16 protein-coding genes are annotated in these 26068 nt (G+C 73.7%); 15 read left to right on the top strand and 1 reads right to left on the bottom strand.

Features of this window, described 5'->3' with window-relative positions:
• Positions 1–267: 267 nt before the first annotated feature.
• From ACGF4F_RS04185 to ACGF4F_RS04195, 3 genes are all read left to right on the top strand, one after another.
• On the top strand, positions 268–3075 hold the full coding sequence (locus tag ACGF4F_RS04185; protein ID WP_357436334.1) for a family 78 glycoside hydrolase catalytic domain: 2808 nt from the start codon (positions 268–270) through the stop codon (positions 3073–3075).
• 77 nt (positions 3076–3152) lie between these two features.
• Positions 3153–7811 (top strand): family 78 glycoside hydrolase catalytic domain, encoded by a 4659-nt coding sequence (locus ACGF4F_RS04190; RefSeq protein WP_393074663.1) that lies wholly within the window; start codon positions 3153–3155, stop codon positions 7809–7811.
• Between the two features lie 21 nt (positions 7812–7832).
• Entirely contained in the window at positions 7833–11681 is a 3849-nt protein-coding gene (locus tag ACGF4F_RS04195; protein WP_357436338.1) for a family 78 glycoside hydrolase catalytic domain, read from the top strand.
• 136 nt (positions 11682–11817) lie between these two features.
• Here ACGF4F_RS04195 and ACGF4F_RS04200 read toward each other — a convergent pair whose 3' ends face one another.
• Positions 11818–12846, bottom strand: coding sequence for a LacI family DNA-binding transcriptional regulator (locus tag ACGF4F_RS04200; RefSeq protein ID WP_357436339.1), 1029 nt, complete (start codon positions 12844–12846; stop codon positions 11818–11820).
• A gap of 326 nt (positions 12847–13172) precedes the next feature.
• On the opposite strand from ACGF4F_RS04200, the gene ACGF4F_RS04205 reads away from it, so the two are divergent.
• From ACGF4F_RS04205 to ACGF4F_RS04260, 12 genes are all read left to right on the top strand, one after another.
• Positions 13173–14696, top strand: coding sequence for a sugar ABC transporter ATP-binding protein (locus ACGF4F_RS04205; RefSeq protein ID WP_357436341.1), 1524 nt, complete (start codon positions 13173–13175; stop codon positions 14694–14696).
• The gene (locus ACGF4F_RS04210; RefSeq protein ID WP_357436343.1) at positions 14693–15754 is read left to right on the top strand and encodes an ABC transporter permease; all 1062 of its coding nucleotides are present in this window, start codon (positions 14693–14695) and stop codon (positions 15752–15754) included. Before ACGF4F_RS04205 ends, ACGF4F_RS04210 begins: the two co-directional genes overlap by 4 nt.
• Positions 15744–16805 carry an ABC transporter permease gene (locus tag ACGF4F_RS04215; RefSeq protein WP_357436345.1) on the top strand — a complete coding sequence of 354 codons (1062 nt, stop codon included), beginning with the start codon at positions 15744–15746 and terminating at the stop codon, positions 16803–16805. Before ACGF4F_RS04210 ends, ACGF4F_RS04215 begins: the two co-directional genes overlap by 11 nt.
• Positions 16806–16840: 35 nt before the next feature.
• Positions 16841–17923, top strand: a complete 1083-nt coding sequence (rhaS, locus tag ACGF4F_RS04220) for a rhamnose ABC transporter substrate-binding protein (protein WP_073838427.1) — start codon at positions 16841–16843, stop codon at positions 17921–17923.
• A 64-nt stretch (positions 17924–17987) separates the two neighbouring features.
• On the top strand, positions 17988–18341 hold the full coding sequence (locus tag ACGF4F_RS04225; protein ID WP_357436346.1) for an L-rhamnose mutarotase: 354 nt from the start codon (positions 17988–17990) through the stop codon (positions 18339–18341).
• Entirely contained in the window at positions 18338–19519 is a 1182-nt protein-coding gene (gene rhaI, locus ACGF4F_RS04230; RefSeq protein WP_357436347.1) for an L-rhamnose isomerase, read from the top strand. Before ACGF4F_RS04225 ends, rhaI begins: the two co-directional genes overlap by 4 nt.
• Before the next feature lie 27 nt (positions 19520–19546).
• Entirely contained in the window at positions 19547–21589 is a 2043-nt protein-coding gene (locus tag ACGF4F_RS04235) for a bifunctional aldolase/short-chain dehydrogenase (RefSeq protein ID WP_393074669.1), read from the top strand.
• Between the two features lie 17 nt (positions 21590–21606).
• On the top strand, positions 21607–21825 hold the full coding sequence (locus tag ACGF4F_RS04240) for a helix-turn-helix domain-containing protein (protein ID WP_393074672.1): 219 nt from the start codon (positions 21607–21609) through the stop codon (positions 21823–21825).
• Positions 21822–23252: a rhamnulokinase family protein gene (locus ACGF4F_RS04245; protein ID WP_357436352.1), complete on the top strand. Its 1431-nt coding sequence runs from the start codon at positions 21822–21824 to the stop codon at positions 23250–23252. Before ACGF4F_RS04240 ends, ACGF4F_RS04245 begins: the two co-directional genes overlap by 4 nt.
• Before the next feature lie 2 nt (positions 23253–23254).
• Entirely contained in the window at positions 23255–24028 is a 774-nt protein-coding gene (locus ACGF4F_RS04250) for a (Fe-S)-binding protein (protein ID WP_357436497.1), read from the top strand.
• 17 nt (positions 24029–24045) lie between these two features.
• Positions 24046–25446: a lactate utilization protein B gene (locus tag ACGF4F_RS04255; protein ID WP_357436498.1), complete on the top strand. Its 1401-nt coding sequence runs from the start codon at positions 24046–24048 to the stop codon at positions 25444–25446.
• Positions 25443–26066, top strand: a complete 624-nt coding sequence (locus ACGF4F_RS04260; RefSeq protein ID WP_357436354.1) for an LUD domain-containing protein — start codon at positions 25443–25445, stop codon at positions 26064–26066. The genes ACGF4F_RS04255 and ACGF4F_RS04260 overlap by 4 nt, the downstream gene beginning before the upstream one ends.
• Positions 26067–26068: the final 2 nt, after the last annotated feature.

Genomic DNA, 26068 nt, shown 5'->3' on the forward strand with positions numbered 1-26068 from the left:
CGACGGGGCACCAGCGGCAGCGCGTGACGGTGCTGCCTCAACGGGGGTGCCGCCGGCGGGCATGAGGCAGCACCACACGCCTGGCTTCCGCTCAGCCGGATCTGCGCGCGAGTTCCGCGATCAGCGCTTGCGAACGATTCAATGGAACTGGCTTGCGCGAGGCGTCGCTGGACCTGCTGGATGGCCGGATCCGGCCATCGTGGATGTCTTCACAGGACGGACACGAGCACGTAGCCTGCCTGAAACGATTCATGGGCGGAGGCAGGCGTGACACCTCAGACTCCCGGATCCCCGCTGCTCGCCAGGCGCCGGACGGCGTTGACCCTGGCGGCGGCGACCGCCGTCGCCACGGTCGTCGCCGGGGCCCCACCGGCCTCGGCCGCCCGAGGTCACGCCCCGGGCGCACCGGCCGCGCTGGCGGTCGACGACCGGGCCCGCCCGCTCAACGTCGAGGGCAGCCCGCGCTTCGGATGGCTGCCACAGGACGCCGACCCGGGGGAGACGCAGACGGCCTACCGGATCACCGTCAGCGAGTCCGGCGGCGACCTGGTGTGGGACTCCGGCAAGGTCGCCTCGGACCAGCAGTCCTACGTGCCCTACGGCGGGCCCGCCCTGCGCGCCGGCGCGGCGTACCAGTGGTCGGTGCGCACCTGGGACCGCACCGACCAGCAGTCCCCGCCCGGCACCGGCGCCTTCGAGACCGGCATCTCCGACACCCAGTGGGAGGGCGCCGCCTGGATCCGCCGCACCACCACCGAGGCCGACGACTACACCCTGGCCCGCACCGAGGTGCGCCCCAGCGCCAGCCCGGTGGTCCGGGCCCGCTCCTACACCGCCGCCGACCACACCTACGAGCTCTACCTCAACGGCACCCGCGCCGACCGGGGCACCTCCTTCGGCTACCCGGGCGAGGACTACTACCAGGCCGCCGACGTCACCGACCTGGTGACCGCCGGCGAGCCGCTGGCCATCGGGGTGCGCTACCACTGGTACGGCAGCGGCCAGGGCCGCCCCGCCGGCGCCCGGGGCCTGCTGATGAAGCTGGTGGTCGAGCACGCGGACGGGACCCGGGAGGTGTTCGTCACCGACGGATCGTGGCGGGTCGCTCGGGACACCCAGTTCGTCGTGAACGCCGAGCGTCGCAACGGCGAGGGCGACCGGGTCGAGCGGCAGGACGGCCGCGCCGAGGTGACCGGCTGGACGCGGCCCGGCTACGACGACAGCGTCGCGCCGTTCACGGCCGCCGAGGTGGTCGGCGCGCACCCGAACGCGGCGTACCCGCGCCTGATCGGGCAGGAGACCCGGCTGGCCGAGACCACGGTCGCTCCGGTGGCGCTGCGTACCGCCGATGACGGCACGGTGGTCGCCGACTTCGGGGTGGTCATCCCGGCCCGCCCCGCCGTACGGTTCGACGCCGGCGTGGCCGGTCGCACAGTGACCGTGCGCGCCGGCTACACCCTCACCGACACCGGCCGGGTCGCCACGTCGACCCTGCAGTCGCAGGGCACCAACATGAGCTTCCCCTACCTGCAGAAGGACGGCCCGCAGCAGTTCCGCGCCTTCACCCACCTCGGCTTCCGCTACCTGGAGATCCCCGACGCGGGTGAGGAGATCGCGCTCGACGACATCTCCGCCGTGGTGGTGCACAGCGACGTCCCCGCCGGCCGAGAGGCCAGCTTCGCCAGCTCGGACGCCACCCTCGACGCGGTGTGGACGATGATGAAGCGCTCCGCGCTCTACTCCGTGCAGGAGGCGTTCGTCGACACGCCCACGCGGGAGAAGGGCCAGTTCCTCGGCGACGCCGCCAACATCTCCTACGCCACGATGGGTGCCTTCGGTGAGCGTGACGCCACCCAGCAGGCCATCCGCGAGTTCCTCCGCTCCGCCGCCCGCTACTGGAACGCCGGCAACGACCGGGGGCGGTACAACGCCGTCTACCCCAACGGCGACGGCAAGCGGGACATCCCCGACTACTCCCTGATGTTCGTCGACTGGGTGTGGCGGTACTGGACCGAGACCGGCGACCGGGCGCTGCTGGCCGAGGCGTACCCGGCGATCCGGGACACCGCCGACTACGTGCTGCGCCACATCCCGGCCACCGGCCCGACGGCCGGCCTGGTCACCGAACTGGCCGGCGGCAGCGGCGCCTACCGCTACGGCATCGTCGACTGGCCGGAGCCCGGCCGGTTCGGGTACGACATGTCCGCCGCCGCCCGCACCACCATCAACGCCCAGGGTGTCGACGTGCTGCGAACGACCGCCCGGATGGCCGAGGCGCTCGGCCGCCCCGCCGCGGAGGTCACCTCCTACGACAGCCGGGCCGCCGACCTCGCCGCGACGATGAACGCCAAGCTGCGCCGCGCCGACGGCAACTACGTCGACGGGCTGTCGGCCACCGGCGCGCAGAGCGGTCACGCCGGCCAGCACGCCACCTCGTACGCGATCGCCCACGGCGTGGCCCCGCAGGCCGACCTGCCGGCGCTCGCCGACCACCTCACGGCCATGGGCATGAAGCAGGGGCCGATGACCGCACACTGGCTGCTGGCCGCGCTCGCCGACGCCGGCCGGCCCGAAGCGGTGCTGCGGCTGCTGACCAGCCCCGACGACCTGGGCTGGGCGAACATCCTCGCCCAGGGCGGCAGCTTCACCTGGGAGGCCTGGACCCTCGACCCGGGCACCAACTTCAGCCAGTCCCACGGCTGGGGCGCGCAGGCCGTGGTCGACGTGCAGGAGACCCTGCTCGGCGTCCGCACCGCCGCCCCGGGCGCCGCCGTGGTGGACGTGGCGCCGCCCGCCGTCGGGCTCGACCACGCGTCCGGTGTCGTGCCCACCCAGCGCGGGCCGGTGCGCCTCGACTGGCGGCGCACCGGCGCCGGCCTGCTGGTCGACCTCGAGGTGCCGGTCAACGTCACCGCCCGGGTGGCCCTACCGGTCACCGAGGGTCGGTCCTACCGGGCCGCCGGTCCGAGCAAGGCCACCTTCATCGGGATCGAGAACGGCCGGGCCGTGTTCGAGGTGGGCTCCGGCCGGTCCAGCTTCCACCCGGTCGCCGACTCGGCCGCCCAGCCCCGCTGATCACCCGTCCGGCGCCCATCGGCCCGGACGTCGCCCACGAAAGTCGGTGCGGACCGCCGCACAGAAGGGTTTGGACCATGAAGCTCACGAAGCGGCGCCGACCCGTGCTCTCCGCGGTCGTCGCACTGCTCCTCGGGCTGACGCCGGCGGTGGTGACGGCGGCCCCGGCCGCCGCCGCACCGGAGGCTCCCCAGCTCACGGTGACCGGCCTGACCACTGAGCGGGCGACCGACCCGATCGGGCTCGACGTGGCGCAGCCCCGCCTCGGGTGGCGGATCGAATCCGCCGCCCGGGGCGTGCTCCAGGAGTCGTACCAGGTCCGCGTCGCCACCAGCCAGGCCCGCCTCGACGACGCCGACGTCTGGGACAGCGGCCGCGTGACGTCCCGGCGCAGCACCCTCGTCCCGTACACCGGCCCGGCACTGCAACCCCGCACCCGCTACCGCTGGCAGGTCCGGGTGTGGGACACCGCGGGCCGCGCCTCCGGGTGGAGCGCCCCGGCCTCGTGGGAGACCGGCTTGCGGGGCGCCGAGGGCTGGCGGGCCGACTGGATCGGGCTGCCCCCGCCCACCGAGTCGTGGCGCGACTACACCGTGCAGACCACGGTGCGCCTGGAGCGCGACGCGGCCGGGATCTATCTGCGCGCCCACGGCCCGACCAACGCCTACATGTGGCAGTTCTCCAGCACCGGCGGCACCGCCAAGCTGCGCCCGCACGTGCGGGTCAACGGCGCCTGGACGGTGCTCAAGGAGGTGCCGCTCGGCGCGGTCGTGCCGCCCGACAAGCTCACCGCCCCGCACACCCTGCGGATCACGGCGGCCGGCGACACCATCACCACCTGGGTCGACGGCACCCAGGTCGACGTCACCCGCGACACCCGGCACCAGGGCGGCTCGGTCGGCCTGCGCACCGACGGAGCGGAGACCGGCGTCTTCTCCGACTTCTCCGTGACCAGCGGCGCGGACACCCTCTTCGCGGCCGCGCTCACCGACGGCGAGAACCCGTTCGGCGGCGGCACCCCCACGTCGAGCGGGCTGCGGGTCACCGGCAACACCGAGGCCATGCTCACCGCCCTGGACGCGAACCCGCTGCTGCGCCGCGGCTTCCGGGTCGACGGGGAGGTCGCCCGCGCCCGGATCTACGCCACCGCCCTCGGCGTCTACCAACTGTCGCTCAACGGGCAGCGCGTCGGCGACCACGAGCTGGCACCCGGCTGGACCGACTACCGCAAGCGGGTGCAGTACCAGACGTACGACGTGACCCGCCAGCTCCGCCAGGGCGACAACGCGCTCGGCGCCCTGCTTGGCGACGGCTGGTACTCCGGCACCATCGCCTGGTTCGGCACCGACAACTACGGCTCCCGCCCGCACCTGGGCGCACAACTGGTCGTCGACTACGCCGACGGGCGCACCGAGACGGTGCGCACCGACGGCTCCTGGCGCGCCACGCCCGGGCCGTTCCTGCTGAGTGACCTGATCCACGGCGAGACCTACGACGCGCGCCGGCTGCCGGCCGGCTGGGACCGGCCCGGCTTCGACGACGCCGGCTGGTCGGCCGCCACCGTCGACGCCCCCGGCGCGACCGGCCCGATCGTCGCCCAGGTCGACCCGCCCGTGCGGGTCGCGCAGGAGCTGCCGGCGCGGGCGCTGACCCAGCCCACCCCCGGCACCTGGATCTTCGACCTCGGCCAGAACATGGTGGGCAAGGTGCGGCTCAAGGTCGACGGGCCCGCCGGCACCACCGTGCGGATCCGGCACGCCGAGGTGCTCAACCCCGACGGCACCGCCTACACCGCCAACCTGCGGTCGGCCCGGGCCACCGACCACTACACCCTCCGCGGCGGCGGCGCCGAGGTCTACGAACCCACCTTCACCTTCCACGGCTTCCGCTACGTCGAGCTGACCGGCTACCCGGGCACCCCCGACCGCTCCACCGTCACCGGCCTGGTCATGCACACCGACGGGGAGCTGACCAGCGAGTTCGAGACCTCCAACGCGATGGTGAACCAGTTGCACAGCAACATCACCTGGGGGCAGCGCGGCAACTTCCTGTCCATCCCCACCGACACGCCCGCCCGGGACGAGCGGCTCGGCTGGACCGGCGACATCAACGTCTTCGCCGAGACCGCGACGTTCAACATGGACAGCCTGACGTTCCTCACCAAGTGGCTGCAGGACCTGCGCGACGCGCAGTCCGCCAACGGGGCGTACCCCGACGTCGCACCCCGCGCCTGCTGCGGCGACGGCGCGACCGGCTGGGCCGACTCCGGCATCACGGTGCCGTACACGCTCTGGCAGCGCTACGGGGACACCCGGGTGATCGAGGAGCACTACGCGTCGATGGTGCGGTACGCCGCCTGGCTGCAGAGCACCAGCGCCGGCAACCGGCGCACCAACGCCGGCCCGTACCTCGACTGGCTCAACCTCGACGACCCGACGCCCGCCGGCGTCATCGGCACCGCGTACTACGCGTACAGCGTCCGGCTGCTCGGGGAGATGGCCGCGGCCATCGGCCGGGACGCCGACGCGGCCCGTTACGCGGCGCTGGCCAAGGACATCGGCAAGGCCTTCGTCGACGCGTACGTTTCGGCCGACGGCACCGTCCAGGGCGACAGCCAGACCGGGTACGTGCTGGCCATCGGCATGGACCTGCTGCCCGAGCCGCTGCGCGGCAAGGCCGCCGACCGGCTGGTCGACAACGTCCGCCGGCACGACTGGCACCTGTCCACCGGCTTCCTCGGCACCCCGGACCTGCTGCCGGCGCTGAGCGACACCGGGCACCTCGACGTCGCCTACCGGCTGCTGCTCAACGACACCTACCCGTCGTGGGGCTACGAGATCGCCAAGGGCGCGACCACGGTCTGGGAGCGCTGGAACTCGATCATGCCGGACGGCAGCTTCGGCGACGTGTCGATGAACTCGTTCAACCACTACGCCTACGGCGCCGTCGGCGACTGGATGTACCGGACCGTCGCCGGCATCCAGCCCGACTCCGGCAATCCCGGCTACACCCACCTCACCTTCGCGCCCCAGCCGGGCGGCGGCCTCACCTCGGCCCGGGCGTCGTACCGCGACGCGCAGGGCGTGATCGGCAGCGACTGGAACCTCGACGCCCGCGGCGACCTGCGGCTACGCGTCACCGTCCCGGCGAACACCACCGCGACCGTGCGCATCCCGGCACCCGGGCGGCACGCGGTGACCGAGGGCGGCCGGCCGGCGGACCAGGCCGACAGCGTGCGGTTCGTCCGGATGGACGGCGGGACCGCCGTCTACGAGATCGGTTCCGGCGCCTACTCCTTCGCCGTCGACCGGGTGCTGGGCGACCTGGGCGACACCGCCGACGCGGTGCAGGCGCTGTCGGCGCTGACCGACGAGCTTGCCGACGACCTGGGCCGACCGGTGGCCGCGCACCTGCGGGCCCAGCTGCGGAAGCTCGCCGACGAGACGACCGCGGCGCGGACCGCGTACCTGGCCGGCGACAGCGCTGCCGCCGCCGGCGAGGTGCACCACGCCCTGGCCACCGCCGCCGACCTGAACCGGTGGCTGTGTACCCAGGTCGGCGTCGGCCGCGTCGCCGCGGCCCACACCGACCGGTTCACCACCCTGCTCACCCGGGTCGACCAGCGGCTCTCCGCGGCGTCGTCGGCCCTGGTCGGCGCGGTGGTCAAGCTGGACCTGCCGGTGGGTGAGCGGCTGCCCGGCGACGTCGTCCGGGCCAGCGTCGTGATCGCCAACGGCGGCACCGCACCGATGACCGGGGTGACCTCCGACCTGCGCGTTCCCGCCGGGTGGACGGTGACCCCGGTCGGCGACCGGCCCACCACCGTCGCCCCGGGCGCCACCGTCAGCCACCGCTACGACCTGCGCATCCCCGTCGGCCAGTCGCCGGCCGACGTGGTCGTCGACGGTTCGGCCAGCTACCGCCTGCAGGGCGGCGCCGCCACCCTGCCCGTCGCGGGCACGATGACCACGGCACCGGCCGTGGTCATCGAGTCGGCGTCCGCCACCCCCGCCGCCGTGGCTCCCGGCGCCGCGACCACCGTCGGCGCCGTGCTGCGCAACCGGGCCGCCGTGCCGGTGACCGGGCAGCTCACCACCACGGCGCCCGACGGCTGGCGGGTGGCGTCGCCGACCGCCCGGTACGACCTCGCACCCGGCGCGGAGACCACCGTGTCGACCGTCGTCACCGCACCGGTGACGGTGACGGAAGGGCCGGCGGAGCTCACCATGGCCACCGGCGGCACGGACGCCGAACGGCGCACCCTCGCGGTCCCGGTCCGGTTCACCAACCCGCCGGCCGGCGCGTACGACCACGTCGACCTCGGCGACGCGGCCTCCGAACAGGCGCACCACCTGACCGCCTCGACCCACTCGGGCACCAACACCGAGGCCGGGCTGACCCGCCGCTACACCAACGTCAGCTACCCCGACGGCTGGTTCGAGTTCGACCTCGCCGTCGCACCCGGCGAACCGTTCGTGCTGCGCGCCGTCGAGACGTACGACCAGGCGCAGCTGAAGGACTACGAGATCGTCGTCGACGGGGTGGTGGCGCACGCCCGCTCCTGGCGGCGCACCGCGGGCGGGGCCGGCACGGTCAGTTACCAGTTCGTCGTCGACCTGCCGGCCGCGACCCGCGACGGGGTGGTGCGGGTGCGGTTCCGGGACACCGGTGACGGCTACGACCCGTCGATCGCCGACGTCTGGTCGGCACCCCTGCCCGCCGGCTCGCCGTCCTGACCCGACATCGAGGAGACACCCATGGCCCAGACACCACCGGTCCCGCCACCGGGGACCGAACTCAGCCGCCGATCCCTGCTCGGTTGGGGCGTCGCCGGCGCCGGAGCCGTCGCGCTCGGCGCGGGCATCGCCGAGCCGGCGGCGGCCGCACCGCCGGCCGGGGTTGGTGCCGGCCCGCTCTCGGTCGGCCGCCCCCGCACCGAGTACGCCGACCAGCTTCTCGGCACCGACGTCGCCCAGCCCCGCTTCTCCTGGACCGGCACCGCCCCCGGCCACGGTGCCACGCAGAGCGCGTACCAGGTGCTGGTGGCCAGCCGCGCCGACCGGCTCACCCCGGACGCGGCCGACGTCTGGGACTCGGGCCGGGTGGCCTCGGCGCGGTCGGTCGGCGTGCCGTACGCCGGCCCGCCCCTGGCCCCGCGTACCCGCTACCACTGGACGGTGCGGCTGTGGGACGGCGCCGGCCGGGAGACCGGGTGGAGCACGCCGACCTGGTTCGAGACCGGCCTGCTGGACGAGGGCTTCGGCGCGGCTCGCTGGGTCGGCGCGCAGCCGGACGTCGCGCAGGCACCGCTCGACTTCGCCGGGGCGTCGTGGATCTGGTCGCCCGGGGCCAGCTCGAGCAACGCGCCGGCCGGTACCCGCTGGTTCCGGGGCCGGCTCGCGGTGCCCGCCGGGGTCGAGATCGCCGCCGCGCACCTCGTCGTCACCGCCGACGATGACTACACCGCCTACCTCGACGGGCGTCAGGTGCTGCACGCCCCGCAGCAGACCGACGGCTGGAAGAGCGCCGAGCTCGCCGACGTCACCGAACTGGCCCGCACGGCCGTCGGCCGCACGCTGACCCTGGCCGCGGTGGCCACGAACCGGCCCGGCCCGTCGGTGAACCCGGCCGGCCTGCTCGCCAAGCTGGTGCTGGTGACCGCCGCCGGGCAGCGGCTCGTGCTGGTCACCGACGGCTCCTGGCGCAGCTCGGACACCGAACGGCCGGGCTGGCAGGAGGCCGGGTACGACGACGCCGGCTGGGCCGGCGTGGCCGTGCTCGCCCCCTACGGGCAGGGGCCGTGGGGCGGCAACGTCACCGTGCCCCAGCCCCGGTCCCTGGACCTGGCCGGCGCCTCCTGGGTGTGGGGGCCGGGCGCGACGGTGAACAACGCGCCCGTCGGCCCGCGCTGGTTCCGCGGCCGGCTGGCCCTGCCCGCGGGGCTCGACGTCGCCTCCGCCCGGCTGATCATGAGCGCCGACGACGACTTCACCGCGTACCTGGCCGGTCGGCTCACCCTGTCGGCGCCCCAGCAGACCGACGGCTGGCGCACCGCCCGGGTCGCGGACGTCACCGAGCTGGCCCGCCAGGCCGTCGGCGGTGACCTGGTGCTGGCCGCGATCGCCACCAACCGGGCGGGTGCGTCGGTCAACCCCGGTGGCCTCATCGTGAAGCTCGTCGTGCGCACCGCCGACAGCCGGGAACTGGTGCTGGTCACCGACGGCGGCTGGCGGACCACCGGCACCGTCGAGTCCGGCTGGGAGCAGCCGGGCCACGACGACTCGGCCTGGTCGCCGGTGGTCGTGCTCGCTCCGTACGGGCAGGGACCGTGGGGCAGCGGCATCGAGCCGCCGGTGGAGGAGCGACCCGCCCCGCTGCTGCGGCGCGCGTTCCGGCTGACCAAGCCGGTGGCCCGCGCGCGGCTGTACGCCAGCGGCCTCGCCTACCAGGTGCTGCACGTCAACGGGAAGCGGGTCGGCACCGCGGTGCTGGACCCGGGATTCACCGACTACGACGACACCGTCCTGTACGTGACGCACGACGTCACCGACCTGCTGGCCGAGGGGCAGAACGTCCTCGGCGCCGAGCTGGGCCGCGGCTTCTACGGCATGACCACCCGCAACGTGTGGCGCTGGCACCAGCCACCCTGGCACGGCGAGCCCCGGCTGCTCGCCCGGCTTGTCGTGGAGCACCCGGACGGGTCGCGCACCGAGATCGTCAGCGATGACGCCTGGCGGATCACCGCCGGCCCCACCCTGTCCAACTCGCTGTTCGCGGGGGAGACCTACGACGCCCGGCAGGAGCCGGCGGGCTGGTCGACCGCCGGGTTCGACGACGCCGGGTGGGCCCGGGCGAGCGTCCTGGACGCTCCGGCCGGCACGCTGCGCGCCCAGGAGCACGAGCCGATCCGGGTGGTCGAGTCCGTCGCCCCGGTCGCCCTCAACTCGCCGCGCGCCGGTGTCTGGGTGGCCGACTTCGGCCGGACCACCGCCGGCTGGGTCCGGCTGCGTGTCACCGCCCCGGCCGGCACCACGATCCGCATCCTGTACGGCGAGAAGCTGCGCGCCGACGGCACCGTCGAGGCGTCGAACGGCAACGTGCAGAGCGCCCGCTTCCAGCAGGACGAGTACGTCGCCCGGGGCGGCGGCGAGGAGGTGTGGGAGCCGCAGTTCTCGTACAAGGGCTTCCGCTATGTGCAGCTCGACGGCCTGCCCGGCGCGGCCACCACCGACACGGTCACCATGCGGGTGGTGCACTCCGACGTCCGGGACGTCGGCGAGTTCCGGTGCAGCGAACCGCTGTTCGAGCAGTTCGAACGGATGATGCGCCGCACGGTGCGCAACAACCTGCACGGCATCCCCACCGACACCCCGATGTACGAGAAGAACGGCTGGACCGGCGACGCGCAGGTGGCCGCGCCCACCATGGCGGGCCTGCTCGACCTGTCCCGGTTCTTCACCAAGTGGCTCGGCGACCTGCGCGACAGCCAGGTCACCTCCGGGCAGGTGCCGGTGATCGTGCCCAGCGGCGGCTGGGGCTACCAGGAGCTCGCCCCGGCGCCGGAGTGGACGACGGTCTACCCGTTCCTGCTGCGCGAGATGCACCGCTGGTACGGCGACGACCGGCTGCTGCGCCAGCACTGGCAGCCGGTGGTCGACTATCTGGACTGGGAACTGGGACGGCTGCGCGACGGGCTGGCCGTGACCGCGCTCGGGGACTACCTGTCGCCCGGCACCGGCGGCAACCCGCCCGAGGACACCCGGCTCACCGCGACCGCGTACCTGCACCGGGCGCTGGTGGCCACGGCCGAGGTCGGCGAGCTGACCGGGCAGGACGGGCCGGCGGCCCGGTTCCGCACCGCGGCCGCCGGGCTGCGGGACCGGCTGAACGAGACGTTCCTGGACCGGACGCGCGGGTTGTACCGCACCGACCGCGATCCCGGCTACCGGCAGACCTCCAACGCGGTGCCGCTGGCGTTCGGGCTGGTGCCCGACGACCTGGTCGGGAAGGTGGCGGACAACCTGGTCGCCGACATCCGGGAGCGGGGCTGGCACCTCAACACCGGCTGCCTCGGCACCAGCGTCCTGCTGCCGGTGCTGACCGAGCACGGCCACGCCGACGTGGCGGCCCGGGTGGCCCGGCAGCGGACCTACCCGAGCTGGGGCTACTGGGTGGACAACGGCGCCGACACCATGTGGGAGATGTGGCCGACGTCGACCCGCTCGCGCCAGCACTACTTCCACGGCACCGTCGTGCAGTGGCTCTACGAGCACGTGGCCGGCCTGCGGCCGGTCGCGGACGGCTGGGCGCGCATGGTGGTCCGACCGGACGCCCGGGCCGAGGTGTCCGCCGCATCGGCGGCGGTGGACACGGTCCGCGGCCGGGCGTCGTCGGCCTGGCGGCGCCGGGACGGCGGGTTCGAGCTGACCGTGCAGGTGCCGGTCGGCGCCACCGCCGAGGTGCACGTGCCCGCGGCGCGGGCCGAGGACGTCGAGGCGTCACCGGGTGGGCTGGTGACCGCCCGCCGGATGGTGGGCGGCTACCTGGTGCACACGGTGGGCGCGGGTACCTGGCGGTTCGTCAGCAGCTCCGCGTCGACCGGCTGAGGACGGCGACGGCGCCGGCCGCGCGGGGGAGCGCGGGCCGGCGCCGTCGCGCTGTGGCCGTCGTGGCACGCGATCCTGCCTCCAGGGCCCGGCGGGCGGGCGACCATTCGCCGGCGACGCCTGCGCGGGCCCGAGGTCAGCGCCGGGTACGCCGGGGCTGCTCGCTGGAGCGGCGGACGACCAGCTCCGGCTGGAACACCACGTGCCGGTGCCGGTGCGTCTCGCCGGACCGCGCCTCCTCCAGCAGCAGTTGGGCCGCCGTGCGGCCGAGCTGTTCGCGGGGTTGACGCACCGACGACAGCGGCACCGCCGCCGCGCCGGCGAACTCGATGTCGTCGTAGCCGACGATGGCCACGTCGGCGGGCACCCGCAGGCCGCGCTCGGTCACCTCCTGCAGCACGCCCAGCGCGATCAGGTCGTTGGCGCAGAACACGGCGGTGGGTCGCTGCCGGGCCGGCAGGGCCAGCAGGTCCTCGGCGGCGCGCCGCCCGGCGGCGACGGTCAGGTTGGTGGTGGTCGCCACCCGCAGCTCGGCGCCGCCGCGTTCCTCCAGCGCGGCCGCGGCCCCGGCGTGCCGTTCGGCGACCTGAGCGATGGAGAACGGGCCGCCGAGGTACGCGATGCGCCGGTGGCCCTGGTCCAGCAGGTGGTCCATGGCCAGCCGGCCGCCGAGCACGTCGTCGACGGCCACCGAGCAGCGGCTGGCCCGGCCGGAGCCGCGGTCGACGAGCACCACCGGGATGCCCCGGTCGATGAGCTTGTCCAGGTTGGGTTGGGGGCCGTGGCCGACCGGGGTGATGAGCACCCCGCGGACCCGCTGCTCCTCCAGCAGTTCCAGGTGCCGGCGTTCCCGGGCGCTGTCCTCGCCGCTGTTGCAGACGACGAGCATCGCGCCGGCCTCCTCGACCACCTGTTCGGCGCCGCGCACCACGTCGGTGAAGAACGGGTTCGCCACGTCCAGCACGACGATGGCGACGGTCCGGCTGTGCCCGGCGCGCAGTTGGCGGGCGGAGTCGTTGCGGACGTAGCCGAGTTCGGTGATGGCGTCGAGCACCCGCTGCCGGGTGGCCGGGGCGACCGTGTCGGGTCGGTTGAGCACGTTGCTCACCGTGCCGAGGGAGACGCCGGCGTGCCGGGCCACCTCCTTGATGTTCGCCGCTGCCATGGCTCCCCTGACGATCGGTGCGGTGGGTGGTTGCGGCCCGCTCTCGGGTGCGGGCGGGGGTCGCGGTGCTGCCGCGGCCGTACGGGGCGTGCCGGCCGGAACGGGCCGACCGGGCGACGACGGGGAGTCTATAGCGTCTAAAACGTTTCATCCAGTCGGCGGAGCCGGCCGGCGTGCCTCCGTCGCAGGCCTGGGACGTGTTGCCGCACGACGCGGCCGCCCCCGCTGGCAACAGTCTAGAAATCGCCGGGAAACCCTTGACGGTCACGAATGTCGACCCCTACCGTCCATGCAACAACACGTGAAACGATTCAGGAGGGGATCGGATGAGCCCCGGCGCACCGGGCGCGGAGAGCGCTCCGCTGCTGGAACTGGACGGCGTTACGAAGTCCTTCGGGGCCGTCGCCGCCCTGCGAGGGGTGCACCTGGCGCTGCACCCCGGAGAGGCCCACGCCCTGGTCGGGGAGAACGGGGCCGGCAAGTCCACCCTGGTCAAGACCCTCGCCGGAGCGCACGCCCCGGACGCCGGCCGGATGACCCTCGACGGCCGACCGCTGCAGCTGCGCGGCCCCGCCGACGCTCGCGCCGCCGGCATCGCCGTCATCTACCAGGAGCCGACCCTGTTCCCGGACCTGTCGGTCGCGGAGAACATCTTCATGGGCCGGCAACCGCTGCGGGGTCTGCGGCGCATCGACACCCGGGCGATGAACCGGGACGCCGAGCGGCTGTTCGAGCGCCTCGGTGTCCGGATCGACCCCGCCCGCCCCGCGCGCGGGCTGTCCATCGCCGACCAGCAGCTCGTCGAGATCGCCAAGGCGCTCTCCTTCGACGCCCGCATCCTGGTCATGGACGAGCCCACCGCCGCGCTCTCCGGCGTCGAGGTGGAACGCCTCTTCGGCGTCGCCCGGTCGCTGTGCGAGCGCGGCGCCGCCGTGCTGTTCATCTCGCACCGCTTCGACGAGGTCTTCGACCTGTGCCAGCGGATCACCGTGCTGCGCGACGGCGCGTGGGTCTCCAGCGACCGGGCCGCCGACCTTACCGTCGACGAGGTGGTGCGGCGCATGGTCGGCCGCGAGGTGTCCTCGCTCTACCCGAAACAGGACGCGCCGCTGCGCGACACCCTGCTGGAGGTGCGCGGGCTCAGCCGGGCCGGCGTCTTCTCCGACGTGTCCTTCTCGGTTCGCGGCGGCGAGATCGTCGCCCTGGCCGGGCTGGTCGGCGCCGGACGCAGCGAGGTCGCCCGCGCCGTCTTCGGCGTCGACCGCTACGACGCCGGTGAGGTACGCGTGGCCGGCCGGGCCCTCCCGCCCGGCAACGCGGGCCGGGCGATCGCCGCCGGCATGGCCCTGGTGCCCGAGGACCGCCGCCAGCAGGGCCTGGTCATGGAGCTGTCGGTGGAGCGCAACGCCACCCTCGCCCGCCGCCGGGCGCTGAGCCGGCTGGGCCTGCTCCTCGGTGGCGCCGAGCGGGCCGAGGCCCGCCGCTGGACCCGTCGGCTGCAGGTCAAGGCCTCCCGCCTCGCCGCGCCGGTGGCCACCCTCTCCGGCGGCAACCAGCAGAAGGTGGTGCTCGCCAAATGGCTCGCCACCGAACCCCGCATCCTGATCATCGACGAACCCACCCGCGGCATCGACGTCGGCACCAAGGCCGAGGTCCACCGGCTGCTGTCCGAACTGGCCGGCGAGGGGCTGGCCATCCTGATGATCAGCAGCGAGCTGCCCGAGGTGCTCGGCATGGCCGACCGGGTGCTGGTCATGCACGAGGGACGGGTGGTCCGCGAGCTGCCCCGGGCCGAGGCCGACGAAACCTCCGTGATGTTCGCCGCCACCGGCCAAGGAGCCGTCTCATGAGCCTCACCGACGCAGGGGCACCCACGCAGGCGGCCGAGAACCCGCCACCCGGCCCCGGCCGGCGGCGGCGCGGCCTCACCGAGCGGCTGCTCGCCGTACGCGAACTGAGCCTGCTGCTCGCCCTCGGCGCGCTGATCCTGGTCACCACGCTGCGCAACGACCGGTTCCTCAGCGGCCAGAGCATCAAGGACCTGCTGCTCGGCTGCGCCATCCTGGTCATCCTCGCGGTCGGCCAGACCCTGGTCATCGTCACCCGCAACGTCGACCTGTCCGTCGGATCGATCCTGGGGCTGGTCGCCTTCGCCACCGGCGAGCTCTTCCTCGCCGCACCCGGCACCCCCTGGCCGGTCGCCCTCCTGCTCGGCGTCGCCCTCGGCGCGGTCTGCGGAGTGGTCAACGGCGGGCTGATCGCGGTGGCCAAGGTTCCGGCCCTGGTCATCACCCTCGGCACCCTCTACGCCTTCCGCGGCGTCGACTACTACTGGGCGGCCGGCCGCCAGATCAACGCCGCCGACATGCCCCGCTCGTTCCTGCGGCTGGGCAACCAGACGGTGCTCGGCGTACCCGTGCTCTTCCTGGTCGCGCTCATCGTCGTCGCCGCCGTCGGCTTCTACCTGCGCTCCTACCGCAGCGGCCGCGAGCTGTACGCCATCGGCTCCGAGCCGGCCGCCGCCCGGCTGTCCGGCGTCCCGGTCGGCCGGCGCGTCTTCGCCGTCTTCGTCGCCAACGGCGCGCTCGCCGGCCTCGCCGGGGTGCTCTACGCCGCCCGGTTCGGCACCCTCGACGCGGCCGCCGGCACCGGCCTGGAACTGCAGGTCGTCGCCGCCGCGGTGGTCGGCGGGGTGGCCATCTTCGGCGGCAGCGGCAGCGCCTACGGCGCCGCGCTCGGCGCCGTCCTGCTCACCACGATCGGCAGCGCGCTGGCCGTCCTGCGCATCGACCCGTTCTGGCAGCAGGCCGTGGTCGGCGCGCTCATCCTCGCCGCCATCGGCCTGGACCGGCTCCTGGCCCTCCGGATGGCGGCCCGGCTCCGAGGGAGAAGCGCCCATGGCGCATGACAGCCTGTACGCCGCACCGCCGTCCGCCGCGGACCCCGAGCGGGAGGCGGGCCGCCTGGCGGGCCTGCGCGGTGCGCTCGGCTCCTGGGACGCGGCGATCGTGGCCGCCCTGGCGGTGGCCGTACTGCTGGCCGGCCTGTCGGTGCCGAACTTCGCCACCGGCCGCAACGCCCAGTTCCTGCTGCTCGACCTGGTGCCGCTGGCCCTGCTCGCGCTGCCCATGACGCTGATCGTCATCACCGGCGAGATCGACCTGTCGGTGGCCAGCATGGTCGGCCTGGGCAGCACGCTGATGGGGCAGCTGTGGCTGTCCAGCGGGCTGTCGCTGGAGCTGATCTGCGTGCTGGTGGTGCTGCTCGGCGCCGCGCTCGGCGCGGTCAACGGCCTGTTCGTCACCGGGTTCGGCCTGCCGTCGCTGGCGGTGACCATCGGCACCCTCGCCCTGTACCGGGGACTGTCCTTCGTCGTGCTCGGCGACCAGGCGGTGGCCGACTTCCCGGCCAGCTGGACCGCTGCCGCGGTGCAGACCATCCCGGGCACGTCGATCCCGGCCGCGGTCGTCCCGGTGCTGCTGCTGGCGCTGGTGTTCGGCGTCGTGCTGCACGCCACCCCGGCCGGCCGGGCGCTGTACGCCATGGGCAACAACGACGAGGCCGCCACGTTCGCCGGCGTGTCGGTGGCCCGGACCAAGTTCTGGCTGTTCGTGGTCTCCGGTGCGGTCTGCGGGCTGGCCGGGGTCTTCTGGACCCTGCGCTACGCCAGCGCCCGCGGCGACAACGCCACCGGCCTGGAGCTGACCGTGGTGACCGCGGTGCTGCTCGGCGGGGTGTCCATCTTCGGCGGCCGCGGCGGGCTGCTCGGCGTGGTGGCCGGTGTCCTGCTCCTCGGGGTCCTGCGCAACGCCCTGCAGCTCGCCGATGTGGACGCCAACGCGCTGACCATCGTCACCGGAACCCTGCTGATCGTCTCCGTGGTACTGCCCAACGCCGTCGCGGAACTCCGCGCCCGGCTGCACCGCCGACGGCGACGCGCGCACCTCACCGCGTCGTGACCGTCTCCGCACCCCACCTCCCTGGAAGGATAACGATGTCCACGTACAGACGGCTCCGCGTCGGGGCCACCGCCGTCACCCTCGCCGCGCTGCTGCTCGGCTCCGCCGCCTGTGGCGGCACCACCCGGGAGAACTCCGGCAACGACACCGGCGGCGGCGCGCAGGCCAGCGGCGCCGCCAACCCGGACGCCAAGCTCAAGGAAGGGCTCAAGATCGCCTTCCTGCCGAAGCAGGTGAACAACCCCTACTTCACCACCAGCGACAACGGTGGCAAGGAGGCGATCACCGAGATCAAGGGCGAGTACAAGGAGGTCGGCCCCTCCGAGGCCAGCGCCTCGTCCCAGGTCAGCTACATCAACACCCTGTCGCAGCAGGGCATGGACGTGATCGTCACCTCGGCCAACGACCCCAACGCGATCTGCGGCGCGCTGAACCAGGCGAAGGCGGCCGGTGCCAAGATCGTCACCTTCGACTCCGACACCAAGCCGGAGTGCCGCCAGATCTTCGTCAACCAGGTGACCGCCGAGGGCATCGCGGAGAACCAGGTCAAGCTCATCTCCGAGCAGATCGGCGGCGCGGGCGAGATCGCCATCCTGTCCGCCACCGCCAACGCGACCAACCAGAACGCCTGGATCGCGCTGATGAAGGAGGAGCTGAAGAAGCCCGAGTACAGCAAGCTCAAGCTGGTCACCGTGGCCTACGGCAACGACGACGACCAGAAGTCCTTCCAGGAGACCCAGGGCCTGCTGCAGTCCTACCCCAACCTGAAGGGCATCATCTCGCCGACCACGGTCGGCGTCGCCGCCGCCGCCCGCTACCTCAGCGGGTCGCAGTACAAGGGCAAGGTCAAGCTGACCGGCCTGGGCACCCCGAACCAGATGCGCGAGTACGTCAAGGACGGCACCGTCGACGGGTTCGCCCTGTGGAACCCCGCCGACCTCGGCTACCTCGCCGCGTACGCCGGCGCGGCCCTCGCCTCGGGCCAGATCACCGGCGCCGAGGGCGACAAGTTCAAGGCCGGCAAGCTCGGCGAGTTCACCGTCGGCAAGGACGGGGTGGTCGTCCTCGGCCCGCCCACCGTGTTCGACAAGAACAACATCGACCAGTTCCAGTTCTGACCGCCCTGGCGGTGCCGGCGCCGGTCGCGCCGGCACCGCCCCGGGGGCGCCCGACGGGAGAACCATGCCCCGCATCTGCTTCACCCTGCAGGTCGACCCGGCCCGCCTCGACGAGTACCGCGCCCGGCACGAGCGGGTCTGGCCGGAGATGCTCGCCGCCCTGGCCGAGTGCGGCTGGCACGACTATTCGCTGTTCCTGCGCGAGGACGGCCTGCTCGTGGGGTTCCTGGTGACCGACGACTTCGCGGCGGCCCAGGCCGCCATGCAGGCCCGTGACGTCAACGCCCGCTGGCAGGCGGAGATGGCGTCCTACTTCCTCGACCTCGACCAGGGCACGGCCGACCGGGCCATGCGGCCGCTGGACGAGGTCTTCAACCTCGAGGCGCAGCTCGCCGCCCAGACGGGAGAGTCACGATGACCCAGTCCGACGCGCAGACCCACGACCGGGTCAAGCAGGCCCTGCGCACCCAGCGCATCGAGACCCCGTCCTGGGCGTACGCGAACTCCGGCACCCGGTTCAAGGTCTTCCCGCAGGAGGGCGTGCCGCGCAACCCGTACGAGAAGATCGCCGACGCGGCGGTGGTGCACCGGCTCACCGGGGTGGCGCCCACGGTCGCCCTGCACATCCCGTGGGACCGGGTCGACGACTACGCCGACCTGGCAAAGTACGCCGCCGACCAGGGCGTCGCCCTCGGTGCGATCAACGCCAACGTGTTCCAGGACAACGACTACAAGCTCGGCAGCGTCACCAACCCGGACCCGGGCGTGCGCCGCAAGGCGATCGACCACCTGCTCGAGTGCGTGGACATCATGGACCGCACCGGCTCCCGCGACCTCAAGCTCTGGTTCTCCGACGGCACCAACTACCCCGGGCAGGACGACATCCGCGCCCGGCAGGACCGGCTCGCCGCCGCGCTGCGCGAGACGTACGACCGGCTCGGCGACCACCAGCGGCTGCTGCTGGAGTACAAGCTGTTCGAGCCGGCCTTCTACACCACCGACGTGCCGGACTGGGGCACCGCGTACGCGCACTGCCTCGAACTCGGGCCGAAGGCGCAGGTCGTCATCGACACCGGACACCACGCGCCCGGCACCAACATCGAGTTCATCGTGGCGTTCCTGCTGCGGGCCGGGAAGCTGGGAGCCTTCGACTTCAACTCCCGCTTCTACGCCGACGACGACCTGATGGTCGGCGCCGCGGACCCGTTCCAGCTGTTCCGCATCATGTACGAGATCATCCGCGGCGACGCGCTGCGCCCGGAGGCCGGGATCGCGTTCATGCTCGACCAGTGCCACAACATCGAGCCGAAGATCCCCGCGATCATCCGGTCCGTGCTGAACGTGCAGGAGGCCACCGCCAAGGCGCTGCTCGTCGACGCCGCCGCGCTGGCCGCCGCGCAGCAGGCCGGTGACGTGCTCGGCGCCAACGCGGTGCTGATGGACGCCTACCACACCGACGTGCGGCCGCTGCTCGCCGAGCTGCGCGCCGAGCTGGGCCTGGACCCCGATCCGATGGCGGCGTACGCCCGCTCCGGCTACTTCGACAAGATCCGCGCCGAACGCGTCGGCGGCCAGCAGGCCGGCTGGGGCGCCTGACCACCACCGAGAACGCAGACAGGGGACATGAGGACGATGCATTCCGAGGTTCAGGCGCTCATCGCCCGCAGCAACCGGCTCGGCGCCGACCCGACCACCACCAACTACGCCGGTGGCAACACCTCGGCCAAGGGGGAGGCCACCGACCCGGTGACCGGCGGCCCCGTCGAGCTGCTCTGGGTCAAGGGCTCCGGCGGCGACCTCGGCACCCTCACCGAGGCCGGCCTGGCCGTGCTCCGGCTCGACCGGCTGCGCGCCCTCGTCGACGTCTACCCCGGCGTCGAGCGGGAAGACGAGATGGTGGCCGCCTTCGACTACTGCCTGCACGGGCGGGGCGGGGCGGCACCCTCGATCGACACCGCCATGCACGGCCTGGTCGACGCCGCCCACGTCGACCACCTGCACCCCGACGCCGGCATCGCGATCGCCACCGCCGCCGACGGGCCCGAACTGACCAAGGAGATCTTCGGCGACCGGGTGCTGTGGGTGCCGTGGCGGCGCCCCGGCTTCCAGCTCGGGCTCGACATCGCCGCCGCCGCGTTGGCCAACCCGCAGGCCATCGGCGTCATCCTCGGCGGGCACGGCATCACCGCCTGGGGCTCAACCAGCGAGGAGTGCGAACGCCACTCGCGGGAGATCATCCGCACCGCCCAGGCGTACCTCGACGAGCACGGCCGTCCCGAGCCGTTCGGCCCGGTGATCCCCGGCTATGAGCCGCTGCCGCCGGAGGAACGGCGCGCCCGCGCGGCGGCGCTGGCGCCGATCATCCGGGGCCTGGCCTCCACCGACCGCCCCCAGGTGGGGCACTTCACCGACAGCGACGTGGTGCTCGACTTCGTCACCCGCGAGCGGCACCCCGCCCTCGCCGCGCTCGGCACCTCCTGCCCGGACCACTTCCTGCGCACCAAGGTCCGCCCGCTGGTGCTCGACCTGCCACCGACCGCCCCGCTGGCCGACACGGTCGCCCGGCTCCGGGAACTGCACGCCGCCTACCGCGACGACTACCGCGCCTACTACGAGCGGCACGCCACCGGCGACAGCCCGCCGATGCGCGGCGCCGACCCGGCCATCGTCCTGGTGCCGGGCGTGGGCATGTTCAGCTTCGGGGCCAACAAGCAGACCGCCCGGGTCGCCGGGGAGTTCTACGTCAACGCCATCAACGTCATGCGCGGCGCCGAAGCCGTGTCCCGGTACGCCCCGATCGACGAGGCCGAGAAGTTCCGCATCGAGTACTGGGCCCTCGAAGAGGCCAAGCTGGCCCGGATGCCCAAGCCGAAGCCCCTCGCCACCCGGATCGCCCTGGTCACCGGCGCCGGCTCCGGCATCGGCCGGGCCATCGCCCACCGGCTGGCCGCCGAGGGCGCCTGCGTGGTCGTCACCGACCGGGACACCGCCGCCGCCGAGACGGTCGCCGGTGAGCTGGGCGGCCCGGACGTCGCGGTGGCCGTACCGGTGGACGTCACCGACGCCGACGCGGTGGCCGACGCGGTCCGCGCGGCGGTCCTGGCCTTCGGAGGCCTGGACCTGGTGGTCAACAACGCCGGACTGTCGCTGTCGAAGTCGCTGCTGGAGACCACCGAGGCGGACTGGGACGTGCAGCACGACGTGATGGCCAAGGGCTCCTTCCTGGTCTCGCGGGAGGCCGCCCGGGTCCTCATCGACCAGCAGATGGGCGGCGACATCGTCTACATCGCCAGCAAGAACTCCCTGTTCGCCGGACCGAACAACGTCGCCTACGGCGCGGCCAAGGCCGACCAGGCGCACCAGGTCCGCCTGCTCGCCGCCGAACTGGGCGGCCACGGCATCCGGGTCAACGGCGTCAACCCCGACGGGGTGGTTCGCGGCTCCGGCATCTTCGCCGCCGGCTGGGGCGCCCAGCGCGCCGCCGTCTACGGCGTGCCGGAGGAGAAGCTGGGCGAGTTCTACGCCCAGCGCACCCTGCTCAAGCGGGAGGTGCTGCCCGAGCACGTCGCCAACGCCGTCTTCGTGCTCACCGGCGGCGACCTGTCACACACGACGGGTCTGCACATCCCGGTGGACGCCGGCGTCGCCGCGGCCTTCCTCCGCTGATCCGGCCCGGTGCGGGAATGAGGACGACGATGCTCGTGGAGAATCCGGTGCTCGACGAGGAGGACCTGCGGCTGCTGCGGTTGCTGGCCACGGGCGTGCCGCTGGAGACGGTGGCGCGGCGGTCCGGGCTGTCCGAGCGGACCGTGCGCCGCCGGATCCGGGCCATCTGCGACCGGCTCGGCGTCACCGCCCCGATCCAGGCGGTGGTGTGGGCGGCCCGGCGAGGGATGCTGTGACCGACCTCCACCTCGCCGCCGTCGACCTGGGTGCGTCCAGCGGCCGGGTCATGCTCGGCCGCGTCGCACCAGGCCGACTGGACCTGACCGAGGTGCACCGGTTCCCCAACGAACCGGTGCGCCTCGGCGACACCCTGCACTGGGACGTCCTCGCGCTGCACCGGGGCGTCCTCGACGGCCTGCGCGCCGCCGGCCCGGTGACCAGCATCGGCATCGACTCCTGGGCCGTCGACTACGGGCTGCTCGACGACACCGGGGCGCTGCTCGGCAACCCGGTGCACTACCGTGACGCCCGCACCGACGGCGTCGCCGAGCGGGTCATCAAGCAGCTCGGTGCGGAGCGGCTCTACCGCACCACCGGGCTGCAGCAGTTGCCGTTCAACACCCTCTACCAGCTCGTCGCGGCGGCCGGCACGCCGCAGCTGACCGCGGCGCGGTGGCTGCTGCTGATCCCCGACCTCATCGCGTACTGGCTCACCGGCGAGGTCACCGCCGAGGTCACCAACGCCTCCACCACCCAGCTGTACGACCTGCGCCGCCGGGCCTGGGCCACCGACCTGATGGCCGACGCGGGCATCCACGCCGACCTGTTTCCGCCGCTGCGTGAGCCAGGCACCAGGATCGGCCCGGTGCGGCCCAGCCTGAGCCTGCCCGGCACCCCCGAGGTGGTGGCGGTCGGCTCCCACGACACCGCATCGGCAGTGGTGGGCGTGCCGGCGGCGGGGGAGCGCTTCGCCTACGTCTCCTGCGGCACCTGGTCGCTGGTCGGCGTCGAGCTCGACGCCCCGGTGCTCACCGAGGCGAGCCGGCAGGCCAACTTCACCAACGAATCCGGCGTCGACGGGACGATCCGCTACCTGCGCAACGTCATGGGCCTGTGGCTGCTGCAGGAATCGCTGCGCACCTGGGGCGCCAGCGACCTGCCCGACCTGCTGCGCCGGGCGGCCCGGGAGCCGGCCTTCCGCTCGGTCGTGGACCCCGACGACCCGCGGTTCCTGCCGCCCGGCGACATGCCCACCCGCATCGCCGATGCCTGCCGCCGCGCCGGCGAACCGGTACCCGCCACCCCCGCCGCGACCGTCCGCTGCATCGTCGACAGCCTGGCCCTGGCCCACCGCCGCGCCGTACGCCAGGCGCAGCAGCTGTCCGGCCGGCACGTCGACGCCGTGCATGTCGTCGGCGGCGGCGCCCGCAACGAACTGCTCTGCCAGCTGACCGCGGACGCCTGCGGACTCCCGGTGTTCGCCGGGCCGGTCGAGGCCACCGCGCTCGGTAACATCCTGGTGCAGGCCCGTGCCGCCGGCGCCGTCACCGGCGATCTGGCGGCCCTGCGGTCCGTGCTGCGCGACACTCAGCGCATCGTGCGGTACGAACCGCGCGGCGACGAGGCGGCGTGGCGGGCCGCCGAGAATCGGATGGGCGGTTGAGGATGCGGATCGCGCTGTTCGTCACCTGCCTCGCCGACACGCTCTTTCCCGAGGCGGCGAAGGCGACGGTGCGGCTGTTGGAGCGCCTCGGCCACGAGGTGGTCTTCCCGGCGGACCAGACCTGTTGCGGGCAGATGCACGTCAACACCGGTTACCCGGACGACGCGCTGCGGCTGGTCCGCCGGCACGTCCGGGTCTTCGCCCCGTACGACGTGGTGGTCGCCCCCTCCGGTTCCTGCGTCGGCTCGGTTCGGCATCAGCACGCGATGGTGGCCCGCCGGGCGGGGGACGAGCGGCTGGCCAGCCGGGCGGAAGAGGTCGCCCGCCGCACCTACGAGCTGTCGGAGCTGCTGGTGGACGTGCTCGGGGTGACCGACGTGGGGGCGTACTTCCCGCACCGGGTGACCTACCACCCGACGTGCCATTCGCTGCGGATGCTCCGGGTGGCGGACAAGCCGCTGCGCCTGCTGCGGGAGGTCCGTGGCCTGGAGCTGGTGGAGCTGCCGCAGGCGGAGCAGTGCTGTGGGTTCGGTGGCACGTTCGCGGTGAAGAACGCGGACACCTCCACGGCGATGCTGGCGGACAAGATGCGCAACGTCCTCGCCACCCGTGCGGAAATGTGCACGGCGGGGGACTCGTCGTGTCTGATGCACATCGGCGGCGGGCTGTCCCGGCTCAGGGCCGGCGTGCGGACCGTGCACCTGGCGGAGATCCTGGCCAGCACCGAGGGGGCCGAGACCGCGGGGGAGCGGGACCGGTTGGAGGTGGGGTCGTGACGCGGACGTTCCTGGGCATGCCGGCCACCGCCCCGCGCGGGGTGGGCAATCTGCGCGGCGAGGAGTCCTTCCCGGCGGCGGCCCGCCGGGCGCTGGGGGACGCGCAGTTGCGCCGTAACCTGCGGCATGCCACCACCACGATCCGCGCCAAGTCGGCAGCGGTGATCGGCGAGCTGCCCGACTGGGCGCAGCTGCGCGCCGCCGGCTCCGCGATCAAGACCGACGTCATGGCCCGCCTGCCGGAACTGCTCGAGCAGCTCGAAGCCGCGGTTACCGCGGCCGGCGGCACCGTGCACTGGGCCGCCGACGCGCTGGAAGCCAACCGCATCGTGACCGACCTGGTCCGGGCCACCGGCGCGCAGCGGGTCATGAAGGTCAAGTCGATGGCCACCCAGGAGATCGGCCTGAACGAAGCCCTCGAGGCCGCCGGGATCGAACCGGTGGAGACCGATCTGGCGGAGCTGATCGTGCAGCTCGGCCGGGACCGGCCCAGCCACATCCTGGTTCCGGCCATCCACCGCAACCGGGCGGAGATCCGGGAGATCTTCCTGCGCGAGATGCCCGGCGTCGACCCCGCCCTCACCGACGAGCCGGCCGTCCTGGCCGCCGCGGCGCGCCGGCACCTGCGCGAGACCTTCCTCAGCACCCGAGTGGCCGTCTCCGGGGCGAACTTCGCCGTCGCGGAGACCGGCACCCTGGCCGTGGTCGAGTCGGAGGGCAACGGCCGGATGTGCCTCACCCTGCCGGAGACCCTGATCACCGTGATGGGCGTCGAGAAGGTCATCCCCACCTGGGCGGACCTCGAGGTGTTCCTGCAGTTGCTGCCCCGCGCGTCGACCGGGGAGCGGATGAACCCGTACACGTCGATGTGGACCGGGGTCACCCCCGGCGACGGGCCGCAGCAGGTGCACCTGGTGCTGCTGGACAACGGCCGCAGCGCGGTGCTCGCCGACGCCGTCGGCCGGCAGGCGCTGCACTGTATCCGCTGCTCCGCCTGCCTCAATGTGTGCCCCGTGTACGAGCGCACCGGCGGGCACGCGTACGGCTCGGTCTATCCGGGGCCGATCGGGGCGGTGCTGTCCCCGCAGCTCACCGGGGTGCCGGACAACGCCTCCCTGCCGTACGCGTCGTCGCTCTGCGGCGCCTGCTACGACGCCTGCCCCGTGATGATCAACATTCCGGAGCTGCTGGTGCACCTGCGCGGCCAAGCCCCCCACCCGGCCGGCGAGAAGGCCGCGATGGGCGCCGCCGCGTACACCATGGACCATCCCCGGCTGTACGCGGCCGCGCAGCGCGCCGCGGGCCTGGCCCGGCTCGCCGGCCCTGCCCTGCCCCCGCCGCTGAACGGCTGGACCGCCAGCCGTGACCTGCCGGCCGCGCCACCCCAGACCTTCCGCCAGTGGTGGGCCGAGCGGTGACCGCACGTGACCTCATCCTGGGCCGGCTCCGGGGCGCCCTCGGTGAGCCGCCGGCGGACCCGGCCGCGGTGCCCCGGGACTACCGGCCGGCCGGTGCCGTCGCCGTCGACCTCGACCTGCTGGTGCACCGGCTCACCGACTACCGGGCCACCGTGCACCGGTGCGCGGACGCCGACGTCGCGCAGGTCGTCGACGAGGTGCTCGGCGGCCGGCGCGTCGTGGTCCCGCCCGGGCTGCCCCGGCACTGGCTGCCCGCCACCGTCGCCGCGGTGACCGACGAGAACCTCACCGCGGCGCAGATCGCCGCCGTGGACGGGGTGGTCACCGCCGCGGCCGTGGCCGTCGCCGAAACCGGCACCATCGTGCTCGACGCCGCCCCGGACCAGGGCCGGCGGGTCATCAGCCTGCTGCCCGACGTGCACGTGTGTGTGCTGCGGGCCGACCAGGTCGTCGCCACGGTGCCGGACGCCGTCGCCCGGGTCGACCCGCGTCGCCCGCTGACCTGGATCAGCGGACCCTCGGCCACCAGCGACATCGAACTCAACCGGGTGGAGGGCGTCCACGGCCCTCGACATCTGCACGTGGTCGTCGTCTCGGCGGATGCGGCGCCTAACGGGTGACG

Origin of the sequence: Micromonospora sp. NPDC047740, assembly GCF_043204735.1 — a bacterium.
In the GTDB taxonomy this organism is placed as follows: Bacteria; Actinomycetota; Actinomycetes; order Mycobacteriales; family Micromonosporaceae; genus Micromonospora.